A 26373-nucleotide genomic window follows, 5' to 3' on the forward strand; every position below is an offset into this window, starting at 1 on the left:
AAAGGGCTCTGAACGAGCCCTTTTTTGTGCCCCACGATTGACCCCTCGGCGCTTGCAGCTTACAACTTGTAACTCACCGTCAGGGGCCCACCGAATGATCACCAGCAAGCTGCCAAACGTCGGCACCACCATCTTCACCACCATGTCGCAACTCGCTGCGCAAACCGGCGCGCTGAACCTGTCCCAGGGCTTCCCCGATTTCAACGGCCCCCAGGCCTTGCTCGACGCGGTGGGTAAACATGTTGCCAACGGTCATAACCAATACGCGCCAATGACCGGTCTACCGGCCCTGCGCGAGCAAGTGGCGGCCAAGGTCGCCCGCAGCTACGGCGTGCAGGTTGATCCCGACAGCGAGGTGACCATCACCCCCGGCGCCACCCAGGCGATCTTCTGTGCGATCCAGGCGGTGATCCGCAGCGGTGATGAAGTCATCGTCTTCGACCCGTGCTACGACAGCTACGAGCCCTCCGTGGAGCTGGCCGGCGGTCGTTGTGTGCATGTGCCATTGGGGCTGGTGGACTTCAGCCTGGATTTCGAGCAGATCAAGGCCGCGCTATCACCGCGCACGCGCATGATCATCCTCAACACCCCGCACAACCCCAGCGGCGCCCTGATCAGCCGTGCCGAGCTGGACCAGTTGGCCGAGCTGATCCGTGACCGTGATATCTATCTGGTCAGCGATGAGGTCTACGAACACCTGGTATTCGATGGCATTCCCCACGTCAGCGTCCTGGCCCACGAGGAGCTGTATCGGCGCGCGTTCGTGGTCAGCTCTTTTGGCAAGACCTACCACGTTACTGGCTGGAAAACCGGTTACGTGGTTGCGCCTGCGGCCTTGAGCGTCGAACTGCGCAAGGTGCATCAATACGTCAGCTTCTGCGGCGTGACGCCGTTGCAGTTCGCCCTGGCCGACTTTATGGCCGAGCACCCTGAACACGTCGAGGAGCTACCGGCTTTTTACCAGGCCAAGCGTGACCTGTTCTGCGATCTGCTGGCCCCCTCGCGTTTCAGTTTCACGCGGGTGGCCGGTACTTACTTTCAACTGGTGGATTACTCACAGATTCGCCCGGACCTGGATGACGTGGCCATGTCGCTGTGGATGACCCGCGAACATGGCGTGGCGACGATTCCGGTCTCGGTGTTCTACCAGACCCCACCCCAAGGCCAGCGCCTGGTGCGCCTGTGCTTTGCCAAACGCGAGGAGACGCTGCGCCAAGCAGCCGAGAAACTATGCGTGATCTGAGTGCGTTACCCGATCTGAACATCGCCCTGGTCCAGACCACCCTGGCCTGGCATGACCGCCAGGCCAACCTGGAGCATTTCGAGTTGCTGCTGGAGCAAGCCAGGGGCGCCGACTTGATCGTGCTGCCGGAAATGTTCACCACCGGTTTTTCCATGGAGTCCGAAGCCCTGGCCGAAGCCGAAAACGGCCCGACCCATGAGTGGCTCAAGGTCCAGGCACAGAAGCACAACGCGGTCATTACCGGCAGCGTGATTATCCAGGCCGCCGATGGCAGTCACCGCAACCGCCTGTTGTGGGCGCGACCCGATGGCGAGGTGTTGCACTACGACAAGCGGCACCTGTTTCGCATGGCGGGTGAGCACAATCACTACACCCCGGGCGAGCGGCAGGTGCAGTTCGAGCTCAAGGGCTGGCGGATTCGCCCGTTGATCTGCTACGACCTGCGCTTCCCGGTGTGGAGTCGTGATGCCCAGGATACGGACCTGTTGTTGTACACCGCCAATTGGCCGGGGGCACGGCGCCAGCACTGGAACCGCCTGTTGCCGGCGCGGGCCATCGAGAACTTGTGCTATGTGGCGGCGGTAAACCGGGTGGGAACGGACGGCAAGGGGTTTGCTTACACGGGGGACAGCCAAGTCCTCGACTTCCAGGGCGAAAGCCTGTTGAGCGCAGGGGAGGCGGACGGGGTGTTCCAGGTCTGCCTGGAGGCGGCGCAGTTGGCGGAGTATCGCCAGAGGTTTCCGGCGAACCTGGATGCCGATAGCTTTCAGTTTGTCTGATAAATCTTTGGTGTATGGGAGATAGCTATCGCGGGCAAGCCCGCTCCCACAGGGAAATGCATTCCAAATGTGGGAGCGGGCTTGCCCGCGATAGGGCCATCAGCACCACGCCAGCCCCAAAGCAAAAAGGCCCCTGGATTCGCATCCAGGGGCCTTTGGCTTTTCAGCGGTCAGTTACGCCGCTTTCGCTTCCAGCTGGCTCAACGAGCGGTTCAGCGCGCTGAACACCGCCTTGAAGCTGGCCGTGGTGATGTTTTCATCAATCCCCACGCCATGCACCGGACGCTCGCCGTTCACGCGCAGTTCGATGTAAGCCGCAGCCTTGGCGTTAGTACCTGCGCCGATCGCGTGCTCGTTGTAGTCCATGATCTCGACACCAATCGGCAGGCCGGCCACCAGCGCTTCCAGCGCGCCGTTGCCTTTGCCGTGCCAGCGCAGGTTGGTTTCGCCCTGGCCCTTGCCGGAGACTTCAACTTCTACCGAGCTGTTGCCGTTTTCTTCCTGCAAGCGGTGGCTGACCAGCGCGTACGGGGTGTTGGCTTGCAGGTATTCACGCTGCAGCAACGCGTGGATCTGCGAGGCGGTCATCTCCAGGCCCACGCGGTCGGTTTCGGCCTGGACTACCTGGCTGAACTCGATCTGCATGCGGCGTGGCAAGCTGATGCCGTATTCCTGTTCCAGCAGGTAAGCGATACCGCCCTTGCCCGACTGGCTGTTGACGCGGATCACCGCTTCGTAGCTGCGGCCAATATCGGCCGGGTCGATTGGCAAGTACGGCACTTCCCACAAGGCATCCGGTTTCTGCTGGGCGAAGCCTTTGCGGATTGCATCCTGGTGCGAGCCGGAGAACGCGGTGTGGACCAGATCGCCCACATACGGGTGACGTGGGTGCACCGGGATCTGGTTGCACTCCTCGACCACTTTGCGCACGCCGTCGATATCGGAGAAGTCCAACTCAGGGTTTACGCCCTGGGTGTAGAGGTTCAAGGCGACGGTGACGAGGTCGACGTTACCAGTACGCTCGCCGTTGCCGAACAGGCAGCCTTCGACACGGTCGGCACCCGCCATCAGGCCCAGCTCGGTGGCGGCGACGCCAGTGCCACGGTCGTTGTGGGTGTGCAGGCTGATGATCACGCTGTCACGACGGTTGATATGGCGACCGAACCATTCGATCTGGTCGGCATAGATGTTCGGCGTGGCGCACTCCACGGTGGCCGGCAGGTTGAGGATCATCTTGTGCTCGGGCGTCGGGTTCCACACCTCGATCACTGCGTCACATACTTCCTTGGCGAACTCCAGCTCAGTGGCGCTGAAGGTCTCTGGCGAGTACTCGAAAGTCCACTGGGTTTCCGGCTGCTGGGCGGCGTACTTGACGAACAGCTTGGCGGCGTCGACCGCGATGGCCTTGATCCCGTCCTTGTCCTGATTGAACACGATACGGCGGAAGGACGGCGAGGTGGCGTTGTACAAGTGCACGATGGCTTTCTTGGCGCCGCGCAAGGATTCGAAAGTACGCGCGATCAAGTCTTCACGGCCCTGGGTCAGCACCTGGATGGTGGTGTCCTCGTGGATATGGTTGTCTTCGATCAGGGTGCGTACGAAGTCGAAGTCAGTCTGCGAAGCGGCCGGGAACGAGGCTTCGATCTCTTTCACGCCCACCGAGACCAGGGTTTTCCAGAAACGCAGTTTCTTCACGGCGTCCATCGGTTCGATCAACGACTGGTTGCCGTCGCGCAAGTCGGAACTGCACCAGATCGGCGCGGTGGTGATGGTCTTCGACGGCCAGGTACGGTCCGGGATATCAATGGTCGGGAACGCGCGGTATTTCGAAGACGGGTCTTTGAGCATGCTCATCAGAAGAATCCTTGTTGTAGGGCCGAGAAGAGGCGGCCTGCCAGAAAGCGTTTATTAGGGATGCAAACCGGGGACGAGGCAGATCGATTCAGCCTGGCAGTCGTGCGCTGACGAGGCACAGGCTGCGGTGCTGGCGGAGCTGAATGAGGGTGTGAGAGGTTTTCATAAGCTCAACCCTAACCGGCGAGGTGAAAGATGGCAAGCAGTCGGAAAAAATTGAGAGAAGTTCTGCTATTGCTTTGGTAAACGAGATTTTATGGTGAGTAAAGTCTGGAAGCTTTGTTTTATTTGCGTGAGGGTTTGCAGATGCGCAATCAGTGCAGACTGATCTGGCGCCATCGCGTGCAAGCCTGCGATGACGCCAGTCTGCCCTGCGATCAGATCAAGGCTGGAACGCCCCTATAAAAATCGCCGGGTCCACCCGCGCGTCATTCAAGCTGATATTCCAATGCATATGCGGCCCGGTCGCTCGGCCCGTCGAACCGACCTTGCCAACCACCGCCCCGCGCACCAGTTGCTGGCCCACCTTCACATCAATCTTCGACATATGGCAGAACATGCTGATAAAGCCCTGGCCGTGGTCGACAAACACCGTGTTGCCGTTAAAGAAGTAGTTCCCCACCAGAATCACCTTGCCATTGGCCGGGGTCTTGATCGGCGTGCCAGCGGGCACCGCGAAGTCCAGGCCCGAGTGCGGGTTGCGTTCTTCACCGTTGAAGAAGCGGCGCACGCCGAACTTGCTGGACAGCGGGCCGTTCACTGGCTTGTCCAGCACCAGGTTGCTTGGCAGGTTCGGGCTGAAGCTGCGGTAAGCCTTGAGCTGCACGGCCAACTCGCCCTCGATGCGCTTGAGTTGCGCAGGCTCGGGGTTGACCTGGCTTTTGTTCTTCAGGGTGATGCGCTGTTCTGGATACTTCTTGAAACCGACGATAAACGGCAGGTTGCGCCCACCGCTGCTGATGCGCTCGTTACCGGGCTTGACCGTCAGCGGGATGCCGACAATCGCCAGCCAGTTGTCCTGTTCCTTGACCACTAGCACCGGTTTGCCCTGATAAGTGGCTTTTGGCGCGACGGCCCCAGGGCCCAGGTCGACCACGGCCACGCCACCGGGCACCGGCTTGTTCAGGGTGCGGGTGATGTAGCTGTCGGCGTGGGCGTTAAAAGCGAGGCACAGCAGCAGCAACAGGCTAAATAGACGAGGCATCAATCAATCCAGTAATGAAAGGGTGACGGGTGTCAGGTGGTTATCTTCCACCCGCACTTGCAGTTGGCCCTCACCGAGACGCGCGGTCAGGCGCTGTCCGGTGTGGGTTTGCGCGGCATTGCGAATGGCCTGGCCGCGCTCGTCCAGCAGGATGCTGTAGCCACGGCCCAGGGTCGCCAGCGGGCTGACCACCTGCAACGTCTGCACCTGGCTTTGCAGTTGCAGGCGGCGCGCCTTGAGACCTTCGCGCATGGCCCGGGGCAGGCGCTCGGCGAGGCTGTCCAGGCGCTGGCGCAGCAGGGCCAGTTGGCGCCCCGGGTGCTGGCCGGCCAGGCGGGTTTCGAGGCGGATCAGGCGTTCGCGACGGGTATTGAGGCTGCGCTCGAACGCCCTACGCAGGCGCATATCCAGGTCATCCAGACGCTGGGCCTGCTGGCGCAGACGCTCACCGGGGTGACGCAGGCGCCGGGCCATGCCTTCCAGGCGCAGGCGGTCGTGGGTCAGTCGATTGCGCATCAACATCACCAGGCGCCGGTGCAGGCTTTCGACCTGGCGTACCAGGTTGCTGGCATCCGGCGCCAGCAACTCAGCGGCAGCCGAGGGCGTGGGGGCGCGCACATCGGCCACGAAGTCACTGATGGATACATCGGTTTCATGGCCAACCGCACTGACGATGGGCGTGACACACGCATCGATGGCACGGGCCACGGCTTCTTCGTTGAAACACCAGAGGTCTTCCAGCGAGCCGCCGCCACGGGCGAGGATCAGCGCATCAAAGCCCCGGGCATCCGCCAGCTTGAGGGCGCGGACGATCTGCGCCACGGCCTCGCGGCCCTGTACGGCGGTGGGGATCAGGGTCAGTTGCACGTTTGGTGCACGGCGGGCGAATACACTGATGATGTCGCGAATCACCGCGCCGGTGGGTGAACTGATAATGCCGATGCGGCGCGGATGGGCCGGCAGCGGCACCTTGCGCTCGGCACTGAACAGCCCTTCGGCGCTGAGCTTTTCCTTCAAGGCATCGAAGGCCAGGCGCAGCGCACCATCGCCGGCTGGCTCTACAGTGTCGAGGATCAACTGGTAGTCGCCACGCCCCTCGAACAGCGAGACTTTGCCCCGCACCTTGACCGCCAGGCCATCCTTCAGCGCCTGGCGCACCCGCGCGGCGTTATTGCGAAACAACGCACAACGCACCTGCGCGCCGCTGTCCTTGAGGGTGAAATACACATGCCCAGAGGCCGGGCGGGCGAGGTTGGAGATCTCGCCTTCGACCCAGATATTGGTGAACACGTCCTCGAGCAACACCCGAGCGCGGCCGTTGAGCTGGCTGACAGTCAGGACTTCGCGGTCCAGGCCCAGGCGGGCAAACGGGTCTTTCATCATGGCAAGAGATCTTTAGTCATGGGCGGCAGTTTATAGGCATTCGGCCAGTGTTTGACAGAACTGCGCAACCAACGCGCTCGGCGCCTGCGCACAGGCCAGGGCCACTGTGCTGTGACAATCAGGGTCGGCCAGGGGCAGGAAGTGAATGTTGGCCGGAGCGATATCACGCATCGACTCGGGCAGCAGCGCAATGCCAAATCCAGCCTGGATCAACTGCAGTTGGGTGGTCTTGCGCGACATCACCCGCGCGGCCTTGGGGAAAAATCCGGCACGCATGCACAACTCGGCCGACAGGTAACTCAGGCCGCCGCGTTGTGGGTGGGGGATCGAAATAAAGGCTTGGTCTTTCAATTGCGCCAGTTCAATGGCCGAGGAATGCCGGGCCAAAGGGTGGGTAGGAGGGACTGCCAGCAGCAGTGGCTCTTTATACAGGGGCACGATGCGCACCCCTTCGCGCTGGCGCAGCACCGGCAGGCGCAGCAGGCCGACCTCCAGCCGACCGTCGGCAATGTCCTCCAACTGCGCTTCTGAGGACAGTTTGACGATATCCATCGACACCCCGGGACACTGCTCCAGCCAGGCGCTGATCCCGCGCAGGACGCGCCCGCTCATCGGCACCGTGCTGGAGTGGCTCAGGCGCAGCGTGCCGAGTTGGCCGTGGCCGACCTGGGTCGCCAATTCACTGGCCTTGTGCAACTCGCCCAGCAGGTTGCGCGCCCGTGGATAAAACGCCTCGCCGGCGGCCGTCAGGCGCGGGAGGCGGGCGGTGCGCTCGAACAGTGGGGTTTGCAGGAGGGTTTCCAACTCCTTTATCTGCCGGCTGAGGGCCGATTGCGCGACAAACAGGCGTTCGGCGGCGGCGCTGAAGCTGCCGCTCTCGGCTATTTCGACGAAGTAACGCAGTTGTCGGGTAGAAATCACCAGTCATGCCTTTTTGAGATAAATGGATGGCTTTGAAGATATTAGTCGCAACACATCAGCTTGGCTAAAGTGAGGGCCATCGCTAACAAGGAATATTTCATGAGCCTGGTTGAATTGATGGCGCAGTGGTCGTTTGGTCCGGTGGATTGGCTGGTGATCGGCCTGGGGATCACCCTGGCCTATATCGTGTTTGGCATCGCCGGCTTCGGCACAGCACTGGTGGCCGGGCCGATCCTGATTATGTTCATGCCGCTGTCGAAGATCATTCCGTTGCTGGTGCTGCTGGATTTCGTCGCGGCCTTTGGCAACCTGCTGCAATCGCGGCGGGATGTGGTCAAGCCGGAACTATTGCGGTTACTGCCGTGCATGGCCATTGGCTGCACCCTTGGTGTGATCTTCTTGCTTAACCTGCATTCGGACCTGCTCCTGCTGTTGATGGGCCTGTTTATCAGCGCCTATGCCATCTACAGCCTGGCGGTAAAGGCCAAGCCCACAGCCCTGGCTGCCGGCTGGTCGGTGCCCATGGGCGTGGTGGGCGGATTGTTCGGCGCCTTGTTTGGCAGTGGCGGCTTTTTGTATGCGATTTATCTGAACAGCCGCCTGCCCAAGGACGGCGCGCGAGCCACCCAAAGTGCGTTGATCAGCGCGAGCACGGTGGTACGCCTGAGTTTGTTTTTGATCGCCGGGGTGTATGCCCAATTGCCCTTGCTGCTGCTGGCGGTGTGCCTGCTGCCGGCGATGGCCCTGGGGCTGTGGGCGGGGCGCAGGTTGACCCTGCGCATGTCCCGCGAGGCGTTTGTGCGGTTGGTGACGTGGCTGGTGCTGGCCAGTGGCATCGCGTTGATTGGGCGGTATTTGAGTACTTGACCTGTGGGTGGCAGGGATTAAGCTGCCGGGCTCTAGGGCCTTATCGCGGGCAAGCCCGGCTCCCACATTGGTATGCGATCAACTGTGGGAGCCGGGCTTGCCCGCGATGAGGCCAGCAGCCACACCGCAGGACTCCCATGAATTCCCAAAGCATCCTTGTCCCGAAAATCTCCACCTTGCCCGTCCACGAACCCCGCGCCCGGGCCATCGTGCGCTGGCTGGTGCGCAAGAACATCATCAAGGAAGAGCTGACCACCTGTGGCCGCACCGGCAACCGCATGGGCTATGCCCTGGCCGACGGCGCCCGCGCCGTGGTGTTGCACCCCGAGGCGTTGCCATTCAACGAGCCGGTCAATGGCCTGGAAATCATCTACAAGCGTTGCATCTATACCCCGGCCAAGGGGTTTCTCGAAGAAGCCGGCTGCCCGCAATGCCTTAAAGAAGTCGGCGAGGCGCTGTTCGAGAGCCTGGAGGATTGGATGCCCGGTCATACCGACAACTTCACCTGCCCGCTGTGTGGGCATGAAGATGACATCAACGGGTTTCTATTCTTGCAGGAGTGCGGCTTTTCCAACCTGGGCTTCATCTTCAACAACTGGGCCGAAGCGGGCTTCAAGCAGAGCTTTATCGACGAATTTGCCGATTGGCTCGACCAGAAAATCAGCTGGGTCAAAGTCGAATTGTAGGCGCGAGCTTGCTCGCGAAAATCGTCAACGATAATGCTGGCTGTCTGGTTTTGCGCGGTGCCTTCACGCTCTTCGCGAGCAAGCTCGCTCCTACCGAAAGGCGGCGTGTTTTACCCATCTATCAGTATTACCAAGTTTGTCAGAGTTTTACATTGAGCCCGGCAGGGCGCATGTATATAATGGCGCGCTTCCATTTTCCCGCTCGGGAGCCCCCGCGATGCTGCGTATCAGCCAAGAAGCTCTGACATTCGACGACATTCTCCTAGTGCCCGGTTACTCCGAGGTGCTTCCTAACGAAGTCAGTCTCAAGACCCGCCTAACCCGTGGCATCGAGCTGAATATTCCCCTGGTTTCCGCTGCCATGGACACCGTCACCGAAGCCCGTTTGGCAATCGCCATGGCTCAGGAAGGCGGCATCGGCATCATCCACAAGAACATGACCATCGACCAGCAAGCTGCCGAAGTGCGCAAGGTCAAGCGTTATGAAGCCGGTGTGGTGAAAGATCCGATCACCATCGAAGCCGACGCCACCGTACGCGACCTGTTCGACCTGACCCGCCTGCACAACATCTCCGGTGTTCCTGTGCTGCACGACGGCGACCTGGTCGGCATCGTCACTTCCCGTGACGTGCGCTTCGAAAACCGTCTTGAAGTCACCGTCCGTGAAGTGATGACGCCTAAAGAGCGCCTGGTCACTGTCAAGGAAGGCGCCGACAAGAACGATGTGCGTGAACTGCTGCACAAGCACCGCATCGAGCGCGTGCTGATCGTCGACGACAAATTCGCCCTCAAGGGCATGATGACCGTCAACGATATCGAAAAAGCCAAGGCCTACCCGCTTGCCAGCAAGGATGACCAAGGTCGTCTGCGCGTTGGCGCCGCCGTTGGTACCGGTAAAGACACCGGCGACCGCGTTTCGGCCCTGGTTGCTGCCGGTGTTGACGTGGTGGTGGTCGACACTGCCCACGGTCACTCCAAAGGCGTGATCGACCGCGTACGCTGGGTCAAGCAGAACTTCCCTGACGTGCAGGTGATCGGCGGCAACATCGCCACCGGCGCTGCCGCCAAGGCCCTGGCCGAAGCCGGCGCTGACGCAGTCAAGGTCGGTATCGGCCCAGGCTCGATCTGCACCACGCGTATCGTCGCCGGTGTGGGCGTGCCGCAAATCAGCGCCATCGCCAATGTTGCCGCTGCCCTTGAAGGCACTGGCGTACCATTGATCGCCGACGGCGGCATCCGTTTCTCCGGTGACCTGTCCAAGGCCATCGTAGCCGGTGCATCCTGCGTGATGATGGGCTCGATGTTCGCAGGTACCGAAGAAGCGCCAGGCGAGATCGAACTGTTCCAGGGCCGTTCCTACAAGGCTTACCGCGGCATGGGTTCGCTGGGCGCCATGTCCCAGGCGCAAGGTTCTTCGGACCGCTACTTCCAGGACTCCTCGGCAGGCGCCGAGAAGCTCGTCCCGGAAGGCATCGAAGGCCGTGTGCCGTACAAGGGCACCCTGAGCGCCATCATCCATCAACTGATGGGCGGCCTGCGTTCCTCGATGGGCTACACCGGCAGCGCCGACATCGAAGAAATGCGCACCAAGCCAGAGTTCGTACGGATCACCGGCGCCGGCATGGCTGAATCCCATGTCCACGACGTGCAGATCACCAAGGAAGCGCCAAACTACCGCGTAGGTTGAGGCTTCCAGCAAAACGTTAAGTAACCGGGGCTGTTCTTTCAGCCCCGAGTTGTTTCTGATTCATTAGACGAGACTGACTTCATGGCCCTCGACATTCACGCCCACCGTATCCTGATCCTCGACTTCGGTTCCCAGTACACCCAACTGATCGCCCGCCGCGTGCGTGAAATCGGCGTGTACTGCGAACTGCATCCGTTCGATATGGATGACGAAGCGATCCGCGAATTCGCCCCTAAAGGCGTCATCCTCGCCGGTGGCCCCGAGTCCGTGCACGAAGCCAACAGCCCGCGCTGCCCGCAAGCGGTGTTTGACCTGGGCGTGCCGGTCTTCGGTATCTGCTACGGCATGCAGACCATGGCCGAGCAACTGGGCGGCAAGGTCGAAGGCTCCGAGCTGCGTGAATTCGGTTATGCCCGTGTGGACGTGGTCGGCAAGAGCCGCCTGCTGGACGGCATCGAAGACCACGTCGACGCCGACGGCCTGTTCGGCCTCGACGTCTGGATGAGCCACGGTGACAAGGTCACCAAGATGCCGGAAGACTTCCACATCCTGGCCAGCACCCCGAGCTGCCCGATTGCCGGCATGTTCAGCGACGAGCGTCGTTACTACGGCGTGCAGTTCCACCCGGAAGTGACCCACACCAAGCAAGGCGGGCGCATCCTGTCGCGCTTCATCCTCGACATCTGCGAGTGTGAAGCCCTGTGGACCCCGTCGAAAATTGCTGAAGACGCCATCGCCAACGTGCGCGCCCAGGTCGGTACCGACAACGTGCTGCTGGGCCTGTCCGGCGGCGTTGACTCCTCCGTGGTTGCCGCGCTGCTGCACAAGGCGATTGGCGACCAACTGACCTGCGTCTTCGTCGACAACGGCCTGCTGCGCCTGCACGAAGGTGAGCAAGTGATGGCCATGTTCGCCGAGAACATGGGCGTCAAGGTGATCCGCGCCAACGCCGAGAACCAGTTCCTCAACAACCTAGCCGGCGAGTCGGACCCGGAGAAGAAGCGCAAGATCATCGGTCGCACCTTCATCGACGTCTTCGATGCCCAGTCCAACAAACTGGACAACATCAAGTACCTCGCCCAGGGCACCATCTACCCTGACGTGATCGAGTCGGCTGGCGCCAAGAGCGGCAAGGCCCACGTGATCAAGTCCCACCACAACGTGGGTGGCCTGCCTGAGGAAATGAACCTCAAGCTGGTAGAACCGCTGCGCGAACTGTTCAAGGACGAAGTCCGCCGTCTGGGCCTGGAACTGGGCCTGCCGTACGACATGGTCTACCGCCACCCATTCCCGGGCCCGGGCCTGGGCGTGCGGATCCTCGGTGAAGTGAAGAAGGAATACGCCGACCTGCTGCGTCGTGCCGACCACATCTTCATCGAAGAACTGCGCAAGGCCGACTGGTACCACAAAGTCAGCCAGGCCTTCGTGGTATTCCAACCGGTGAAATCGGTTGGCGTTGTAGGCGATGGCCGCCGCTACGCCTGGGTCGTGGCCCTGCGTGCGGTAGAAACCATCGACTTCATGACCGCCCGCTGGGCACACCTGCCGTACGAACTGCTGGAGACTGTCAGCGGCCGTATCATCAATGAGATCGAAGGTATTTCGCGCGTGACGTATGACGTGTCGAGCAAGCCGCCGGCGACGATTGAGTGGGAATGATTGGACGTCCGGGACTGACCGGCACCCAATAGCAAAAAGTACCCCGAAGCCCGCGTAATTGCGGGCTTTTGGCTTTTTTGGGCTCCCCAGGCTCGCCGATGATGGCGGTCGAGGAGGCGCAACTGCCCTGCTGCGATGCCGTACTGGATTACCGGCGGCCTTCGCACACCGGCGATTCACCGATGCGACCTTCCTTGCACAGGTCAATGTTATCGGTGCGCTTGAAACCTGCGTCTTTCATGCAATAAAACCGTGTGAGCACCTGGTCAATCGGCGTCGTGTCTCCCGTCCCTACCAGGTTGGTATAGCCGCATGCGATCATAGCGTTTTTGACGCCCTTTTCAGCCACCCCGACCTTTTTCCAATTGGTAAATTCTGGCGGCGGCGGTTGAAAGCCTCTGCCCGTGCAGCCAACCAAGGTCACGGCGCAAACACTCAGTAACAGGCTCCTCGTGAGCATGGTGTTCTCCCTCATGGTTTGACGTGGATAAAGTGTGAGACACCGTTCGACAACAAGCAGCCGGTTGCGCAGCAAAAAAAACTGGCCTCGGCCAGGTTTTTCACTCCGTTGAACGACTCAGCGTGGCAGCCTGCTTTGCAAGCTCAAGCCGGTGTTGGTGATCGCGGTGGACAGTTGGTCTAGCGTGGGGAAATGCACCTGGTGCACCAGCGGCCAGGTAGGGCGCTCGATTACGAAGCCGCCGTCGGCCAGTCGGGTGATGGGCGTGATGACGACGCTTAGATCCCGACTGCGGTGAAACAGCCTGTACGAACCTTGCGTCTCATCGATCAGGTACATGCCCTTGCGAAACAGCAATTGCCGGTTTTGCAGCTCCGTGCGCTGCACGGGTGGTGCCTCGACCTGTACCCGCAGGTCGGCGTGCAGGGTATTGAAGGGGACGCTCATGTGTTCGTCCGGCTCCATCGTGTCGTGATCCACCGGCGCGCCTGGATCTACCCGTATATCGTGGCCTTCCCCTGGGTACACCTCCTCAATACGCACTCCGATCCCGCCCTCCAGTTCGCTGATGCCGGCCAGCTCCCTGAACGTGTTGGTGCTGGTCGGCGCGGTCATGACCAGCCATTTGCCACCACCGTTCAAGGCTTTGTCGGCGTTGATAATCCGGTGGGCCAGGTAGTTGCGCGCCATTTGCGCCGAGCGGTCGACAAGCGGGTCTGTGTATTTGTAGTGCGCGGCGCAGTCGATGGCCTGCACGCGAATGCCGTTGCTCCTGGCTGTCTTGATCAGTTGCAGTTCGTTGAATTGTTCTGCGGGGTCGGTGCTCATCGCCTCCAGGCTGTCCTGCAGCTCTTCTGACATTGACCCGCTCTGGAAGTAGCGATTGAGGTCGTCCTGGGCAAAGTCGTTGAGCAGACGCCGCATGTACAGGGTTCTGACGCCCTTGCGCGCGAGCAGGGGGATGTTCTCGATGATCAGGCGCGTACTGGTGATGCGGTCCAGGGTTTCGCCGATAACCAGCCCCGGCAGGTCGTGCGGCAGTTGTTCTATCAGTTCGCTGAACGAGGTTTGCGGGGGCACGATGGGAACGCTCGGGCGCGGCGGCAAGCGACTCCAGGAGAGTTCGCGGTAGAAGGCTTTGGCCGAGTCCAGCAGCCTGGCGTGGGTGGAGCCGAAGTAGAAATTGTAGCGATCGAGGTTCAGGAAGCGGCTGTCGATATGGATTTCAATGATCCCCAGCGCCCATTCCTTCAATTGGTGGCGGATCGATGGGCGCGCGTCGAACTCGGTGGTTACCCTGCCAATCGCACTCGATGTTCCAGGCTCGGCGGCGCCGGCATCGGCCACCGGTTTGACCTTGACCTTGGCCGCCTTGCTGGAGTTGCCGCCTCCGCCCTTCAAGCCGCGGCTGCCAGATACGGGCTCCCACTCATCCAGTGCGTTCAAGCGCACCGGTACCGTTGCGGTGAATCCCTGCGGGTTGGCCGGGTCGACAATGACCCAGTAGCCCGGGCCATTCAGGTCACTTTCGTAGCGCACGTAGTAGGCCATGTCGTTCATCAGGATGGCGTGTTGAGGCATGCCATTTGAGGTTTTCAGGGTGTAGACCTGAAAGAACTTGCCCGGCGTGGTGCTAGGAGGCGCGCCTTCGAGAATCAGGTTGGCCTCGTAATGGGCCGGCACCATCAGCTTGGGTTCCACTACCTCCAGGACCGTAGCGGGCGGTGGGGCGAGTGGCTCCACCGGTGCTGGGGCAAAACGCTCCGGGGTCTCGACGATTTCCGGCAGTACCCCGTCGGCTTTCAACAGGCTCAGGTTGAACAGGGTGTCGATGGCACTGAAAACCGCTCCTTGTTCTCCTACGCGGCGCTCGGCCAGGGTTTTGCCATTGATCGCCTGGTCGATATTAAGCCCCAGGTTGGCCGTGCTGGCGCCGAGTACCACCAGGGCCACCGGCCCGCCGACCACAGCCATCGGGCCGAAGACTTTACTGAAGGCGTTCAGGTAGCCGATCCACAGTTTCTTGCGCAGGTCGCCGTTGCTGTGCAGGCAGAAGTCGGCGTCATTTTGCATGCGCGCCTTGCTGGCCTGGGCGAGCCAAGTGAACGCATCGCCGTCGATGGTCGTGTCCGCCTGGTTGATCAGGTGATGATTCCACTGGCCCCAGGTCACGAACAACTGATCGATGTTCGCATTGAGCCCCTTGTCCACCCAGTCGGCTGGCAGTGTGCCGGTCAGGGCCTGGGCGGTGCGATAGATCAGGATCGGCGTCAGCAGCATCTGTTTCCAGGTCACCGCATCGGTGTCGTCTTGTTGGATCTGCGCCGAGAGCGGGAAGTGGGTCATGAACTGTGCGCGGTTATCCGGATGATTGGTTTGGCACAACAACCAGAAATGCAGGTCAGCCGGTGTGCTGAAGCAATGAAAGGCTTGGGCTTGGCCGGGCACATAGAGGATTTGCCGACCGTCGCGGTCGATGATGCGCAGGATATCGCTGGCAACATGCCCGCCAATGTCCAGCGCCGCCAACCTCAGGCCTGGCATGGCAGGGGCGCTGGCCTGCAGGTTGGATAAGGTCGGGGGCCAGTCCAGGCCGTGGGCGGCGGCCTTGATCACGTTCTGGAACTGCACCTCGGTCAACTGGTCGGCCTGCCGGGCTTGCAGGGCGCTGGCGAGGAAATTGACCTTGCACAGGGTCCGGAAGTCGTCTTGGTGTGTGTGCCAGAAGCTGCCCATGCGGGTGCTGTAGCGGTCGCTGAAGTTGATGTCCCAGAAGTCGTTGAGCACCGCTCTGGCAGACAGGCGCACCTCGTTGCGGTGATCAAAAGCCCGTGCTTCGGGGCCCACGCTGTAGAAGCCACCGTCACCGTCGAGCAGGTCCGCGTTGTCCTGATCGTGAAGGCTGAAACGGTGAATCACCAGTTGTGGCAGGGTCATGGACTCCAACGGTTTCTCGTTGTGGATCCAGCCGGTAAATGCCTGGCCGTCACCAATGCCGCCCTTGAATCGATGCCAGTACACGTGGTCGGGGTCCAGGCCCGCGAGGTCGTGCCTGGCGAGAATCTCGCGGGCTGTGTCGGTCGCCATCGCCTGCATGTTCGGGCACGCGTCGAGCACTGTAGGTGCCAGGGCCTTGAGCTGGTGCTGGGCGGCGGGGGATGTATCGATCATCGGCATGTCGTTCTCCTGTGGCTAGAGAGAAAAAGCATGCCGGGGTTGTTGCGGGGGGCAGGGGTAGATAGTTAGCGCCGCGCAATATCCGAAAAGTAAAACTTATCCAACGTATGCCGCGATTCGGTGTACTCGAACTGCCGCCCATCCTGCAAAAACGTCTGGTTACTCACCACAATCACATGGCTCTGGCCGTCGAGGTCCAAGTGCGCCTGGTCGTCCTTGCTGCGGGGCAGGGCTTCGATGGTGCGCTGGGCGTAGCTGATCTGCAGTTGCAGCGTCTGCTCGATAAACGCGTAGATCGACTGTTCGGCAATCGTCTGGTCCAGGCCCGGGATCAGGTCGGCGACGAAGTGGTTGATGTCGAGGATCACCCGTTTGCCGCCGATGCGCCGCACTCGCTTGATGCGCGTGATCAGGGTGCCGGGCTCGGCCTCGATATGCTGCTGCAGGGAGCCTTCCAGGGGCAATTGAGTGAATTCGACCACTTCGGTGCGTACGTCATCGCCCAGGTCGGCGTGGGTTTCGTGGAAGCTGACGATGCCCCCCAGTTGGAACTCAATCGGGTTGGGCGACAGCACGAACGTGCCCTTGCCATGAATCTTTTGCGCGAACCCACGCTCTTGCAATTGCTCGATGGCCCGACGCACGGTGCCACGGCTGGCCTGGTAGGCGTCCATCAATTCGGTTTCAGAGGGAAGGCGCGTGCCGCGTTGCAGGCGTTCGGTGGTGATGCTGGCAAGCAGATCCGTATAGATCTGGTTGTATTTGCTCATGGGGATGGCTCTGTGCCCGACTTGATCATTCAAGGCAGGAACCTTAGTGGCACAGAGGGGGTTTGTCCATTAGACCCTTGGATATCCAGGGCCTCTGTAGGAGCGAGCTTGCTCGCGAAAATCGCCAACGATGACGTGGGGGGGGCTGCATGCACGCGGTGGGTTTGAGTTTTTCGCGAGCAAGCTCGCGCCTACAGAAAATAAACAAAATGTAACTCGTACAGACGAGTTGTTGCTTTAACTCGTCTGTACGAGTACTTTTGCCCTCGGCGTGCTGCCAATAACAAAAATCTAAAGTGGAAGAACAAGCATGAGCCACGACTATTCCAACATTGCCCGCGAGATCCTCGAACATCTCGGGGGCAGCGACAACCTTGAGCAAGCGGCCCACTGCGTGACGCGCCTGCGCCTGGCGCTCGAGGACCCAAGCCTGGTCAACGCCAGTGCATTGAACCAGGTCGATCTGGTCAAAGGCTCGTTCTTCACCGGCGGCCTGTTCCAGGTCGTCATCGGCCCTGGCGAAGTAGAAAAGGTCTACGCCGCCCTGCGCGAACAGACCGGCCTTGCCGCCGCCACCATCGCCGATGTGAAGAAGAAGGGCGCCGACAAGACCAACGCCCTGCAGCGCCTGGTTCGCGTGTTCTCCGACGTGTTCATGCCGATCCTGCCGGCGCTGATCATTGCCGGCCTGCTGATGGGCATCAACAACCTGATGGGCGCCAAAGGCATGTTCATCGAGGGCCAGACTTTGCTGGAGGCCTATCCGAACCTGGATGGCCTGTGGAGCCTGATCAACCTGATGGCCAACACCTCGTTCGTGTTCCTGCCGGCGCTGGTGGGCTGGTCGGCGGCCAAGCGCTTTGGCGGCAGTGAAATCCTCGGCATCGTACTCGGCCTGATGCTGGTGCACCCGGACCTGCTAAACGCCTGGAACTACGGCAAGGCAGTGGCCGGGCTCGACGGCCAGAGCCTGCCGTACTTCGATATTTTTGGCTGGTTCCAGATCGAGAAAGTGGGGTATCAGGGCCAGATCCTGCCGATCCTGATGGCCGCCTATGTCATGAGCGTGATTGAGAAGTGGCTGCGGGCGCGCGTGCCCAATGCCATCCAATTGCTCGTGGTACCGATCACCACCATCGTCGTCACCGGCGTGCTGGCCCTGGCGATCATCGGCCCGGTCACCCGTCACCTCGGCATCCTGATCACCGAAGGCGTCGTCACGTTATTCGACCTGGCGCCGATGGTCGGCGGGGCGATTTTCGGCCTGCTGTATGCGCCGCTGGTGATCACCGGCATGCACCACATGTTCCTCGCCGTGGACCTGCAACTGATCTCGACCCAGGGCGGCACATTTATCTGGCCGATGATCGTCATGTCCAACCTGGCCCAGGGCAGTGCCGCGCTCGGAGTGTTCTACATGAGCCGCAATGCACGGGACAAAAGCATGGCCTCGACCTCGGCGATTTCTGCCTACTTCGGCATCACTGAACCGGCGATGTTTGGGGTGAACCTGCGCTTCAAGTTCCCGTTCTATGCCGCGTTGCTCGGCTCGGCGCTGGGCAGCATTTTCCTCTCACTGAACAAGGTCCAGGCCTCGGCCATCGGCGTCGGTGGTTTGCCTGGGTTTATCTCGATCATCCCGCAGTACATCCCAAGCTTCGTCATCGGCATGGTTATCGCGATTGTGGTGCCGTTTGTTTTGACCTGTGGGTTGAGCATGAAGATCGTGCGGCCGGGTTATCGCGTCGCCTGATCGATCGCTTTCGCAGGCAAGCCAGCTCCCACAGGGGGATGCATTTCAAATGTGGGAGCGGGCTTGCCCGCGAAGAGGCCCGCAAGGCCAGCACATAACTCTACTGAAGGAACCCACCATGCAAGACTGGCAACACTCGGTGATCTACCAGATCTACCCAAAAAGCTTCCACAGCCATGCGGGTAACGCCACCGGTGACCTGCTGGGCATCGTGGACAAACTCGATTACCTCCAATGGCTGGGTGTCGATTGCCTGTGGATCACCCCGTTCCTGCGCTCACCCCAGCGCGACAACGGCTACGACATCAGCGACTACTACGCCATCGATCCCAGCTACGGGACCATGGCCGACTGCGACCTGCTGATCGGCGAAGCCGCCAAGCGCGGGATCAAGCTGATGCTCGACATCGTGGTCAACCACACCTCCATCGAGCACGAATGGTTCCAGCAGGCACGCAGCAGCCTCGACAACCCGTACCGCGACTTCTACATCTGGCGCGACCAGCCGAACAACTGGGAGTCCAAGTTCGGCGGCTCGGCCTGGGAATACGAGGCGCAGACCGGCCAGTACTTCCTGCACCTGTTCGACCACACCCAGGCCGACCTCAATTGGGACAACCCCAAGGTGCGCGCCGAAGTCTACAAACTCATGTGCTTCTGGCGTGACAAAGGCGTGGGCGGTTTCCGCCTGGATGTAATCAACCTGATTTCCAAGCCGGCGGACTTTCCCGAAGACAACAGCGATGGCCGGCGCTTCTACACCGATGGCCCGCACGTGCATGAGTACCTGCAGGAAATGCACCGCGAAGTGTTCGAAGGCCACGACCTGATCAACGTTGGCGAGATGTCATCCACCAGCCTCGAGCACTGCATTCGCTACTCGCGCCCGGAGTCGAAAGAGCTGTCGATGACCTTCAACTTTCATCATCTGAAAGTGGATTACCCCAACCTGCAAAAATGGGTGCGCGCCGACTTCGACTTCCTGCAACTCAAGCAGATTCTCTCTGACTGGCAACTGGGCATGCAGGCCGGTGGCGGGTGGAATGCGCTGTTCTGGTGTAACCATGACCAGCCGCGGGTGGTCTCGCGATTTGGTGATGACGGCGAGTACCGCGTGGCCTCGGCCAAGATGCTCGCCACCGCCTTGCACTTTCTGCAGGGCACGCCGTTTGTGTACCAGGGCGAAGAGCTGGGCATGACCAATCCGGGGTTCGACCAGATCGGGCAGTACCGCGATGTCGAGACCCTGAACATCTACCGCCTCAAGCGCGATGCGGGCGAGTCGCAAGCGTCAAGCATGGCCGCCATCATGCAAAAGTCCCGGGATAACGGGCGCACGCCGATGCAATGGAACGGCCAGGCAAATGCCGGCTTCAGCAGCGGTGAACCGTGGATTGGCATCCCGGCCAATGCGGCGCAGATCAATGTGCAGAGCCAGTTGGATGACCCGGATTCGGTGCTGCATCACTACCGGGCGCTGATCGCCTTGCGTCGCCTTGAGCCGCTGATCCAGCAGGGCGTGTACCGCCAACTGTTGTGCGATCACGCCAAAGTCTGGGCGTATCTGCGTGAAGGCCATGGCGAGCGCCTGCTGGTGCTGAACAACTTCTACGGCCAGCCTTGCGAGATCCAACTGCCTGGCCAAGTGCTCAGCGCGGCGAGCGCGCAACGGCTGCTGATCAGCAACTACCCCGACTGCCCGGTGCGCACCGACAGCATCACCTTGCGCCCATACGAGTCTTTTGTGCTGCACCTGACCGACTGACATTCCCCTTTTTGTAGGCGCGAGCTTGCTCGCGAAAAACTTCAAAGCGCCGCGTGCATCCGCAATGCCCACGTCACCGTTGACGATTTTCGCGAGCAAGCTCGCTCCTACAGAATCGCGTTACACACAATAAGAAAAAAGGAGCGCTTCATGAAAACAACAATAAAGCTGGGCCTCGCTGCATCCTGTCTGACGTTGCCCCTGGCGGCCCACGCCCTGGAATTCGCCGGCTATCTGCGCAGTGGTGCCGGCACCTCGACCGGCAGCGGCCCGCAGCAGTGTTTCCAACTGCCGGGCGCCCAATCCAAATACCGCCTGGGCAACGAATGCGAACAATACGCCGAGTTGGAGTTACGCCAGGACCTGTTCACCCTCGACGACGGCTCGGTGCTGAGCGTCGATGCCATGGCCTCGCTGTACAACAAGTACGACCGCGAACTGAAGTTCCAGGGCGAAAACAATGGTTCGGCCCGCATGCCGCAGATGTATGCGCAGTGGTCGAACATGCCCAGCCTCAACGGCGGTTCACTGTGGGCCGGCCGGCGCTACTACAAACGAAATGACATCCATATTTCCGACTTCTACTACTGGAACCAGAGCGCCACCGGCGGCGGTATCGAGGACGTGCTGATTGGCGATCTGAAATACAGCTACGCCCTGTCGCGCAAGGACAACCTGTACCAGAAGGAATACGCCACCCGTCACGACTTCAACGTGGCAGGCTTCAAGACCAACCCCGGCGGGGAGCTGGAGTTGGGCCTGAGCTACATCGAACAGGCTGGCGGGCGCGATACCCACAGCGGCTGGGCCCTGACTGCCCAGCATGTGCAGGCGGCCTTCCTCGGCGGCAAGAACAAGTTTGCCCTGCAGTACGGTGAAGGGCCGGGCACGGGCCTTGGCTACACCGGGAATACGGCATTGGAACGCAGCAGCAAAAGCTACCGCGCGGTGGAGTTTTTTGACTGGCAAGTGACCCCGCGTTTCGGTGGCCAGGTCGAGGCGGTGTACCAGAAAGATGTGCGCCCAGGCAGCCAGGACCAGACCTGGATGTCCATTGGTGTGCGCCCGGCATATGCCATCAGCGAACAGTTCAAGCTGGTCACCGAGCTGGGCCATGACCAAGTGGATGCCAGCGGCGGCACGCGCAAGCTCAGCAAGTTCACGTTCGCCCCGACCTGGTCGCCCAAAGGTCCGGATTTCTGGGCGCGGCCGGAAGTGCGCTTGTACTACACCTATGCCACCTGGAACCAGGCGGCCAAGCGTGCGGCCAATGAACTGGCGGCGGGTTCGGCGTTGTCCGACAGCGGCTCCTACGGCAGTGCGCGGCACGGTTCCAACTTCGGTGTGCAGGTCGAATACTGGTGGAAATAAATACGGCCGATGTAGTGACCCCTTATATGGGAGCTGGCTTGCCAGCGATGGCGGCCCCTCGGTCTTTGGCAGAGACCGAGTCGTCAGCATCGCCGGCAAGCCGGCCCCTACAGGGATTTGCATTCACCCATGATTTTTACAGAACCAAACAGCAGGTGATGTCATGACCACAAATCAACCCCTGGAACTGCTGGCGCCCCTGGCCGGGGTGCTGTTGCCCCTGGACCAGGTGCCGGATCCGGTGTTCTCCAGCCGCCTGATTGGCGACGGCGTGTGTATCGATCCCACCTCGCAGACCCTCTGCGCGCCGCTGGCCGGGGTGATCAGCAATATCCAGGACAGTGGTCATGCGGTCAGCGTCACTGACGACCACGGCGTGCAGGTGTTGATGCATATCGGCCTGGATACCGTGAACCTGGCGGGCAAGGGGTTCACCCGGCTGGTCGAGGAAGGCCAGCGGGTGGTGGCCGGGCAACCGCTGATCGAGTTTGATGCCGACTACATCGCCCTCAATGCCCGCAGTTTGCTGACCCTGATGCTGGTGGTCAGCGGCGAGCCATTTGCGCTGCTGGCGGCGGCTACGGGGCTGGTTGAAGCCGGGCAACCGTTGCTGCGCGTGACGCCTGCAATAGGTGCTGCCAATGACGCGGAAGAAGAGGGCGACGCCCTGTTTTCCAAGCCCCTGACGCTGCCCAATGCCAACGGCCTGCATGCCCGTCCGGCGGCCGTGCTGGCCCAGGCCGCAAAGGGGTTCAAGGCGAGCATCTGCCTGCACAAGCAAACCCAGAGCGCCAACGCCAAGTCATTGGTGGCGATCATGGGCCTGCAAACAGTACGCGGCGATACCCTGCAAGTGAGTGCGGCGGGGGCGGATGCGGCGGCGGCGATCGAGGCGTTGGTCGCGTTGTTGGCCCAAGGGTGCGGCGAAGCGGTGGCCGTGGTGGCCGAGGCCATCGCACCGCTGTCATCGGCAACGGTGTTGCGGGGCGTGTGCGCATCGCCAGGCTCGGCGTTTGGCCATGTGGTTCAGGTCGCCGAGCCTGAGCTGAACGTGACTGAAAAGGGCACTGGCGAGACCCCGGAACGTGCCGCGCTGACGCGCGCCCTACAGGCTGCAGCCCAAGCACTGCAAGCGCTACAGGACAAAGCCTCGGGGAGCGCCCAGGCACAGATTTTTGGTGCCCATCAGGAATTGCTCGAAGACCCGACCCTGCTGGAACACGCCCACGGTCTGCTGGCCCAAGGCAAGAGCGCGGCCTTCGCCTGGAACAGCGCCACCCTCGCCACCGCTGCACTGTTCGAGCAATCCGGCAGCCTACTGCTGGCCGAGCGTGCCGCCGATATGGCGGATGTTGGCCAGCGGGTGCTCAAGCTGATCCTCGGGGTCCAGGACGGCGCCTGGGATTTGCCGGAGCAGGCCATCCTGATTGCCGAGCAATTGACCCCCTCGCAAACCGCCAGCCTCGACCCGGCCAAGGTGTTGGGGTTTATCACCGTGGCCGGAGGGGCCACCAGTCACGTCGCCATACTTGCTCGCGCTCTTGGCTTGCCGGCGATTTGCGGTGTGCCGGTCCAGGTCTTGGCGATACCCGATGGCTCGCCAGTGTTGCTGGACGCCGACAAAGGCGAACTGCACCTCGAGCCGGCCCCGGGGGTGATCGAGACGCTGCGGGCCGCGCGCGAGCAGCAGGTTGTGCGCCATCAACGCGATGTGCAGCAGGCTGCCTTGGCCGCCACCACTCGCGACGGTCATCATATTGAAGTGACGGCCAACGTCGCTTCGCTGCAAGAGGTACAGCAAGCCCTGGCGCTGGGAGCCGAGGGGGTGGGGCTGTTGCGCTCGGAGTTTCTCTATCTGGACCGCAACCGCGCGCCGAGCCCGCAGGAACAGGCCCAGACCTACAGCGCCATTGCCGGTGTGCTGGGCCCCGAGCGCAATCTGGTGGTGCGCACCCTTGATGTGGGCGGTGACAAACCCTTGGCCTATGTGCCGATGGACAGCGAGACCAATCCATTTCTAGGCCTGCGCGGGATTCGCTTGTGCCTGGAACGTCCCGAGTTGTTGCGCGAGCAGTTCCGGGCAATCCTGGCCAGCGCGGGCTTGGCGCGGTTGCACATCATGTTGCCGATGGTCAGCCTGCTGTCGGAGCTGCGCCAGGCCCGCGAGATCCTGGAAGAGCAAGCGCTGGCCCTGGGGCTTAGCGAATTGCCGAAACTGGGGATCATGATCGAGGTGCCGTCGGCCGCGTTGATGGCGGATGTGTTTGCGCCCCATGTGGATTTTTTCTCCATTGGTACCAATGACCTGACCCAATACACCCTGGCCATGGACCGCGACCATCCACGCCTGGCCAGCCAGGCCGACAGTTTTCACCCGGCGGTGCTGCGCCTGATCGACACCACGGTCAAGGCCGCCCACGCCCATGGCAAGTGGGTGGGCGTATGTGGCGCGCTGGCGTCCGAGGCGCTGGCGGTGCCGATGCTGATCGGGCTGGGGGTGGACGAACTGTCCGTCAGCGTGCCGCTGATCCCCAGTATCAAGGCCACCGTGCGCGAGCTGGACCTGGCGGATTGCCAGATCATCGCCCGCCAGGTCCTGGGCCTTGAAGAAGCCGGCCAAGTGCGCGAGGCCTTGCGCCTTTACCACACGGCGACTGTAGAAACTTTACCTGTCGTGGAGCATTGAGCATGTTCGAGAAATTACAGCGGGCGTTCTGGAAGGCCCTGACACCGGACCTGGTGGCCGAAACGCCGAGCACCGAGCCTGCGGCTGACGCGATGTTGGCGCCGGCGGTGTTGAGTGCGCTGGGTGGGGCGGCGAATCTCAAGACACAGCAGCGGGTGGCATTGACGCGGATCCGGGTTCAGCTACAGGACTCGACACGAATGGACGAGGTGGCGCTAAAGACGGCGGGTATCACGGCGGTGATGGTGCTGGCAGGCGGGGTGGTGCATCTGATCACTGGCCTGTAGAACACCACAAAATAAATGTGGGAGCGGGCTTGCTCGCGAAAACAGTGTGTCAGTCAATTATTCATCAACTGACCCTCCGCTTTCGCGAGCAAGCCCGCTCCCACATTGGGGTTCTGTGTGTCTGATCGTTCCCAGGGGTTAGAGTTGGGGGCTGTCTTGCGCGGGCTTGGTTTTGTCCACGCCCGGGACGTGCAGGTTGCCTTCCACCATCTGGTTGCCTTCCAGCTGCGGCTGGGTCACCCAGGTCAGGATGTCGTAGTAACGACGGATGTTGGCCACGAAATGTACTGGCTCGCCGCCACGGGCGTAGCCGTAGCGGGTCTTGCTGTACCACTGCTTCTGCGACAGGCGCGGCAGCATTTTCTTCACGTCCAGCCATTTGTTCGGGTTCAGGCCTTCTTTTTGCGCCAGCTTGCGTGCGTCATCGAGGTGGCCGCCGCCTACGTTGTAGGCCGCCAGCGCAAACCAGGTGCGATCAGGTTCAAGGATCTTGTCGTCCAGTTCGCTCTTGATCATCGCCAGGTACTTGGCCCCGCCCTTGATGCTTTGCCGGGCGTCGAGGCGGTTGGACACGCCCATCGCCTGGGCGGTGTTCTGCGTCAGCATCATCAGGCCGCGCACGCCGGTCTTGGAGGTGACCGCCGGTTGCCACAGCGATTCCTGATAGCCAATGGCTGCCAATAGCCGCCAGTCGACCTTTTCTTCCTTGGCCGACGTCTTGAAGAACTTTTCGTACTTGGGCAGGCGCTGCTGCAAATGCTGGGCAAAGGTGTAGGCGCCCACGTAGCCCAGCACATCGACATGCCCGTAGTAACGATCCTTGAGGCGCTGCAAGGTGCCGTTCTTCTCGACCTTGTCGAGGTAGCTGTTGACCTCGTTGAGCAGGCTGTTGTCTTCACCTGCAGCCACCGCCCAGCTCTGGTTGCTGGCATCGCCCAGGTCAAAGGCCACCCGTACGTTGGGGAAGTACACCTGGTTCATCGCCACTTCATTGGAGTCGACCAGGGTCAGGTCAATCTGCCCTTCGTCGACCATGCGCAGCAGGTCGACCACTTCAACGGCGTCGGACTCTTCGTATTCAATCGCAGGATTCTGCTTTTTCAGCTCGGCCAGTTGCTCGGCGTGGGTGCTGCCCTTGAGCACCATGATCTTCTTGCCCACCAGGTCGGCCGCGTTGGTGGGGCGGGACTGGCCGTTGCGGTAGATGATCTGCGGGGTCACTTCCAGGTATGCATGGGAGAAGCGCACCTGTTGCTTGCGCTGTTCGCTGCTGACCAGACCGGCGGCGGCCAAGACCGGGCCGTTGGGCTTGCCCAACTGGCCGAACAGGTCGTCGAGATTGTCGGCCGTCTCGATTTCAAGCTTCACCCCCAGGTCGTCGGCAAAGCGCTTGACCAGTTCGTATTCGAAACCGGTTTCGCCGTTGCGGTCCTGGAAATAGGTGGCCGGGCTGTTTCGGGTAACCACCCGCAATACGCCATCCTCCTTGATTCGCTCGAGCGTGCTGGGCTTATCAACACAGGCGCTGAGCATCAGGAAGAGTCCGGTGGCGAGGAGCCATTTGGCACATCGCGGGCGCAAAGCAGTTGGGGAGAACATCTGCGCAGTATACGCAAACGGCCCACGGCGCCATATCTCGACAGCATGGGCGTTGTCTGCTAGCACCCGCAAAACTGTGCTGCAGCCCGCAGAAACGTGGCCTGGCGCATGATTGTGACGGTGAAAATAACTGCACCAGCAGCCCCGGAAAACCCCTCGATACCGTGCAATCGCGGCCAACTGACGTTCGGCAGCGGCCAGCAGTGCCGTTTCGGGTGCCGT

The 26373-nt window shown here is 61.3% G+C and carries 19 protein-coding genes and 1 pseudogene; 12 read left to right on the forward strand and 8 right to left on the reverse strand.

All coding sequences use genetic code 11. From position 1 onward, the window contains the following. Positions 1-94: 94 nt before the first annotated feature. Positions 95-1243, forward strand: coding sequence for a pyridoxal phosphate-dependent aminotransferase (locus BHC62_RS08530; RefSeq protein WP_070994740.1), 1149 nt, complete (start codon positions 95-97; stop codon positions 1241-1243). Next, a complete protein-coding gene (locus tag BHC62_RS08535; RefSeq protein ID WP_070994767.1) occupies positions 1231-2022 on the forward strand; it encodes an amidohydrolase in 792 nt (263 codons plus the stop codon). Before BHC62_RS08530 ends, BHC62_RS08535 begins: the two co-directional genes overlap by 13 nt. A gap of 174 nt (positions 2023-2196) precedes the next feature. Here the strand turns inward: BHC62_RS08535 and leuA are convergent, their stop codons facing one another. The 4 genes from leuA to BHC62_RS08555 form a co-directional block, all read right to left on the reverse strand. Then, positions 2197-3876 carry a 2-isopropylmalate synthase gene (gene leuA, locus BHC62_RS08540; RefSeq protein ID WP_070994741.1) on the reverse strand — a complete coding sequence of 560 codons (1680 nt, stop codon included), beginning with the start codon at positions 3874-3876 and terminating at the stop codon, positions 2197-2199. A gap of 382 nt (positions 3877-4258) precedes the next feature. Beyond that, positions 4259-5080, reverse strand: a complete 822-nt coding sequence (locus tag BHC62_RS08545; RefSeq protein WP_029298523.1) for a M23 family metallopeptidase — start codon at positions 5078-5080, stop codon at positions 4259-4261. A gap of 3 nt (positions 5081-5083) precedes the next feature. Beyond that, on the reverse strand, positions 5084-6463 hold the full coding sequence (gene xseA / locus BHC62_RS08550; protein ID WP_070994742.1) for an exodeoxyribonuclease VII large subunit: 1380 nt from the start codon (positions 6461-6463) through the stop codon (positions 5084-5086). Positions 6464-6493: 30 nt separating this feature from the next. Next, entirely contained in the window at positions 6494-7384 is an 891-nt protein-coding gene (locus tag BHC62_RS08555; protein WP_070994743.1) for a LysR family transcriptional regulator, read from the reverse strand. Between the two features lie 99 nt (positions 7385-7483). On the opposite strand from BHC62_RS08555, the gene BHC62_RS08560 reads away from it, so the two are divergent. From BHC62_RS08560 to guaA, 5 genes and pseudogenes are all read left to right on the forward strand, one after another. Beyond that, positions 7484-8251 carry a sulfite exporter TauE/SafE family protein gene (locus BHC62_RS08560; RefSeq protein ID WP_070994744.1) on the forward strand — a complete coding sequence of 256 codons (768 nt, stop codon included), beginning with the start codon at positions 7484-7486 and terminating at the stop codon, positions 8249-8251. Between the two features lie 137 nt (positions 8252-8388). Continuing rightward, on the forward strand, positions 8389-8937 hold the full coding sequence (locus BHC62_RS08565) for a sugar ABC transporter ATPase (protein WP_070994745.1): 549 nt from the start codon (positions 8389-8391) through the stop codon (positions 8935-8937). 8 nt (positions 8938-8945) lie between these two features. Further along, positions 8946-9032 (forward strand): annotated as a pseudogene (locus BHC62_RS29295) (outer membrane lipoprotein carrier protein LolA); the annotation flags it as partial. A 122-nt stretch (positions 9033-9154) separates the two neighbouring features. Continuing rightward, complete coding sequence (guaB, locus tag BHC62_RS08570; protein WP_070994746.1) at positions 9155-10624, forward strand: IMP dehydrogenase; 1470 nt, start codon at positions 9155-9157, stop codon at positions 10622-10624. 81 nt (positions 10625-10705) lie between these two features. Further along, positions 10706-12283, forward strand: a complete 1578-nt coding sequence (guaA, locus tag BHC62_RS08575) for a glutamine-hydrolyzing GMP synthase (protein WP_070994747.1) — start codon at positions 10706-10708, stop codon at positions 12281-12283. Positions 12284-12431: 148 nt separating this feature from the next. Here the strand turns inward: guaA and BHC62_RS08580 are convergent, their stop codons facing one another. The 3 genes from BHC62_RS08580 to treR all read right to left on the reverse strand — a co-directional run bounded on the left by BHC62_RS08580 (position 12432) and on the right by treR (position 16690). Next, on the reverse strand, positions 12432-12743 hold the full coding sequence (locus BHC62_RS08580) for a hypothetical protein (RefSeq protein ID WP_070994748.1): 312 nt from the start codon (positions 12741-12743) through the stop codon (positions 12432-12434). A gap of 117 nt (positions 12744-12860) precedes the next feature. Beyond that, the gene (locus tag BHC62_RS08585) at positions 12861-15920 is read right to left on the reverse strand and encodes a membrane-targeted effector domain-containing toxin (protein ID WP_070994749.1); all 3060 of its coding nucleotides are present in this window, start codon (positions 15918-15920) and stop codon (positions 12861-12863) included. 65 nt (positions 15921-15985) lie between these two features. Beyond that, positions 15986-16690, reverse strand: a complete 705-nt coding sequence (gene treR / locus BHC62_RS08590; protein WP_029298502.1) for a trehalose operon repressor — start codon at positions 16688-16690, stop codon at positions 15986-15988. A gap of 310 nt (positions 16691-17000) precedes the next feature. Between treR and treP the strand changes: the two genes are divergently transcribed. The 5 genes from treP to BHC62_RS08615 all read left to right on the forward strand — a co-directional run bounded on the left by treP (position 17001) and on the right by BHC62_RS08615 (position 24552). Further along, positions 17001-18443: a PTS system trehalose-specific EIIBC component gene (treP, locus tag BHC62_RS08595; protein WP_070994750.1), complete on the forward strand. Its 1443-nt coding sequence runs from the start codon at positions 17001-17003 to the stop codon at positions 18441-18443. 118 nt (positions 18444-18561) lie between these two features. Continuing rightward, entirely contained in the window at positions 18562-20208 is a 1647-nt protein-coding gene (gene treC, locus BHC62_RS08600; protein ID WP_070994751.1) for an alpha,alpha-phosphotrehalase, read from the forward strand. Between the two features lie 150 nt (positions 20209-20358). Beyond that, positions 20359-21579 carry a carbohydrate porin gene (locus tag BHC62_RS08605; RefSeq protein ID WP_029298493.1) on the forward strand — a complete coding sequence of 407 codons (1221 nt, stop codon included), beginning with the start codon at positions 20359-20361 and terminating at the stop codon, positions 21577-21579. Between the two features lie 163 nt (positions 21580-21742). Continuing rightward, positions 21743-24265 (forward strand): phosphoenolpyruvate--protein phosphotransferase, encoded by a 2523-nt coding sequence (gene ptsP, locus BHC62_RS08610; protein ID WP_070994752.1) that lies wholly within the window; start codon positions 21743-21745, stop codon positions 24263-24265. 2 nt (positions 24266-24267) lie between these two features. Further along, positions 24268-24552 (forward strand): PTS transporter subunit EIIB, encoded by a 285-nt coding sequence (locus BHC62_RS08615; RefSeq protein ID WP_029298489.1) that lies wholly within the window; start codon positions 24268-24270, stop codon positions 24550-24552. 138 nt (positions 24553-24690) lie between these two features. Here the strand turns inward: BHC62_RS08615 and mltF are convergent, their stop codons facing one another. Next, entirely contained in the window at positions 24691-26151 is a 1461-nt protein-coding gene (gene mltF / locus BHC62_RS08620) for a membrane-bound lytic murein transglycosylase MltF (protein WP_029298487.1), read from the reverse strand. Positions 26152-26373 lie beyond the last annotated feature (222 nt).

Origin of the sequence: Pseudomonas sp. 06C 126 (assembly GCF_001855215.1) — a bacterium.
GTDB lineage: Bacteria > Pseudomonadota > Gammaproteobacteria > Pseudomonadales > Pseudomonadaceae > Aquipseudomonas > Aquipseudomonas proteolytica.

Bases quoted from the DNA above. Each gene is read 5' to 3' on its own strand.
- BHC62_RS08530 (WP_070994740.1), top strand. From the start codon at position 95: ATGATCACCAGCAAGCTGCCAAACGTCGGCACCACCATCTTCACCACC.
- BHC62_RS08535 (WP_070994767.1), top strand. From the start codon at position 1,231: ATGCGTGATCTGAGTGCGTTACCCGATCTGAACATCGCCCTGGTCCAG.
- leuA (WP_070994741.1), bottom strand. From the start codon at position 3,876: ATGAGCATGCTCAAAGACCCGTCTTCGAAATACCGCGCGTTCCCGACC.
- BHC62_RS08545 (WP_029298523.1), bottom strand. From the start codon at position 5,080: ATGCCTCGTCTATTTAGCCTGTTGCTGCTGCTGTGCCTCGCTTTTAAC.
- xseA (WP_070994742.1), bottom strand. From the start codon at position 6,463: ATGATGAAAGACCCGTTTGCCCGCCTGGGCCTGGACCGCGAAGTCCTG.
- BHC62_RS08560 (WP_070994744.1), top strand. From the start codon at position 7,484: ATGAGCCTGGTTGAATTGATGGCGCAGTGGTCGTTTGGTCCGGTGGAT.
- BHC62_RS08565 (WP_070994745.1), top strand. From the start codon at position 8,389: ATGAATTCCCAAAGCATCCTTGTCCCGAAAATCTCCACCTTGCCCGTC.
- guaB (WP_070994746.1), top strand. From the start codon at position 9,155: ATGCTGCGTATCAGCCAAGAAGCTCTGACATTCGACGACATTCTCCTA.
- guaA (WP_070994747.1), top strand. From the start codon at position 10,706: ATGGCCCTCGACATTCACGCCCACCGTATCCTGATCCTCGACTTCGGT.
- BHC62_RS08580 (WP_070994748.1), bottom strand. From the start codon at position 12,743: ATGCTCACGAGGAGCCTGTTACTGAGTGTTTGCGCCGTGACCTTGGTT.
- BHC62_RS08585 (WP_070994749.1), bottom strand. From the start codon at position 15,920: ATGCCGATGATCGATACATCCCCCGCCGCCCAGCACCAGCTCAAGGCC.
- treR (WP_029298502.1), bottom strand. From the start codon at position 16,690: ATGAGCAAATACAACCAGATCTATACGGATCTGCTTGCCAGCATCACC.
- treP (WP_070994750.1), top strand. From the start codon at position 17,001: ATGAGCCACGACTATTCCAACATTGCCCGCGAGATCCTCGAACATCTC.
- treC (WP_070994751.1), top strand. From the start codon at position 18,562: ATGCAAGACTGGCAACACTCGGTGATCTACCAGATCTACCCAAAAAGC.
- BHC62_RS08605 (WP_029298493.1), top strand. From the start codon at position 20,359: ATGAAAACAACAATAAAGCTGGGCCTCGCTGCATCCTGTCTGACGTTG.
- ptsP (WP_070994752.1), top strand. From the start codon at position 21,743: ATGACCACAAATCAACCCCTGGAACTGCTGGCGCCCCTGGCCGGGGTG.
- BHC62_RS08615 (WP_029298489.1), top strand. From the start codon at position 24,268: ATGTTCGAGAAATTACAGCGGGCGTTCTGGAAGGCCCTGACACCGGAC.
- mltF (WP_029298487.1), bottom strand. From the start codon at position 26,151: ATGTTCTCCCCAACTGCTTTGCGCCCGCGATGTGCCAAATGGCTCCTC.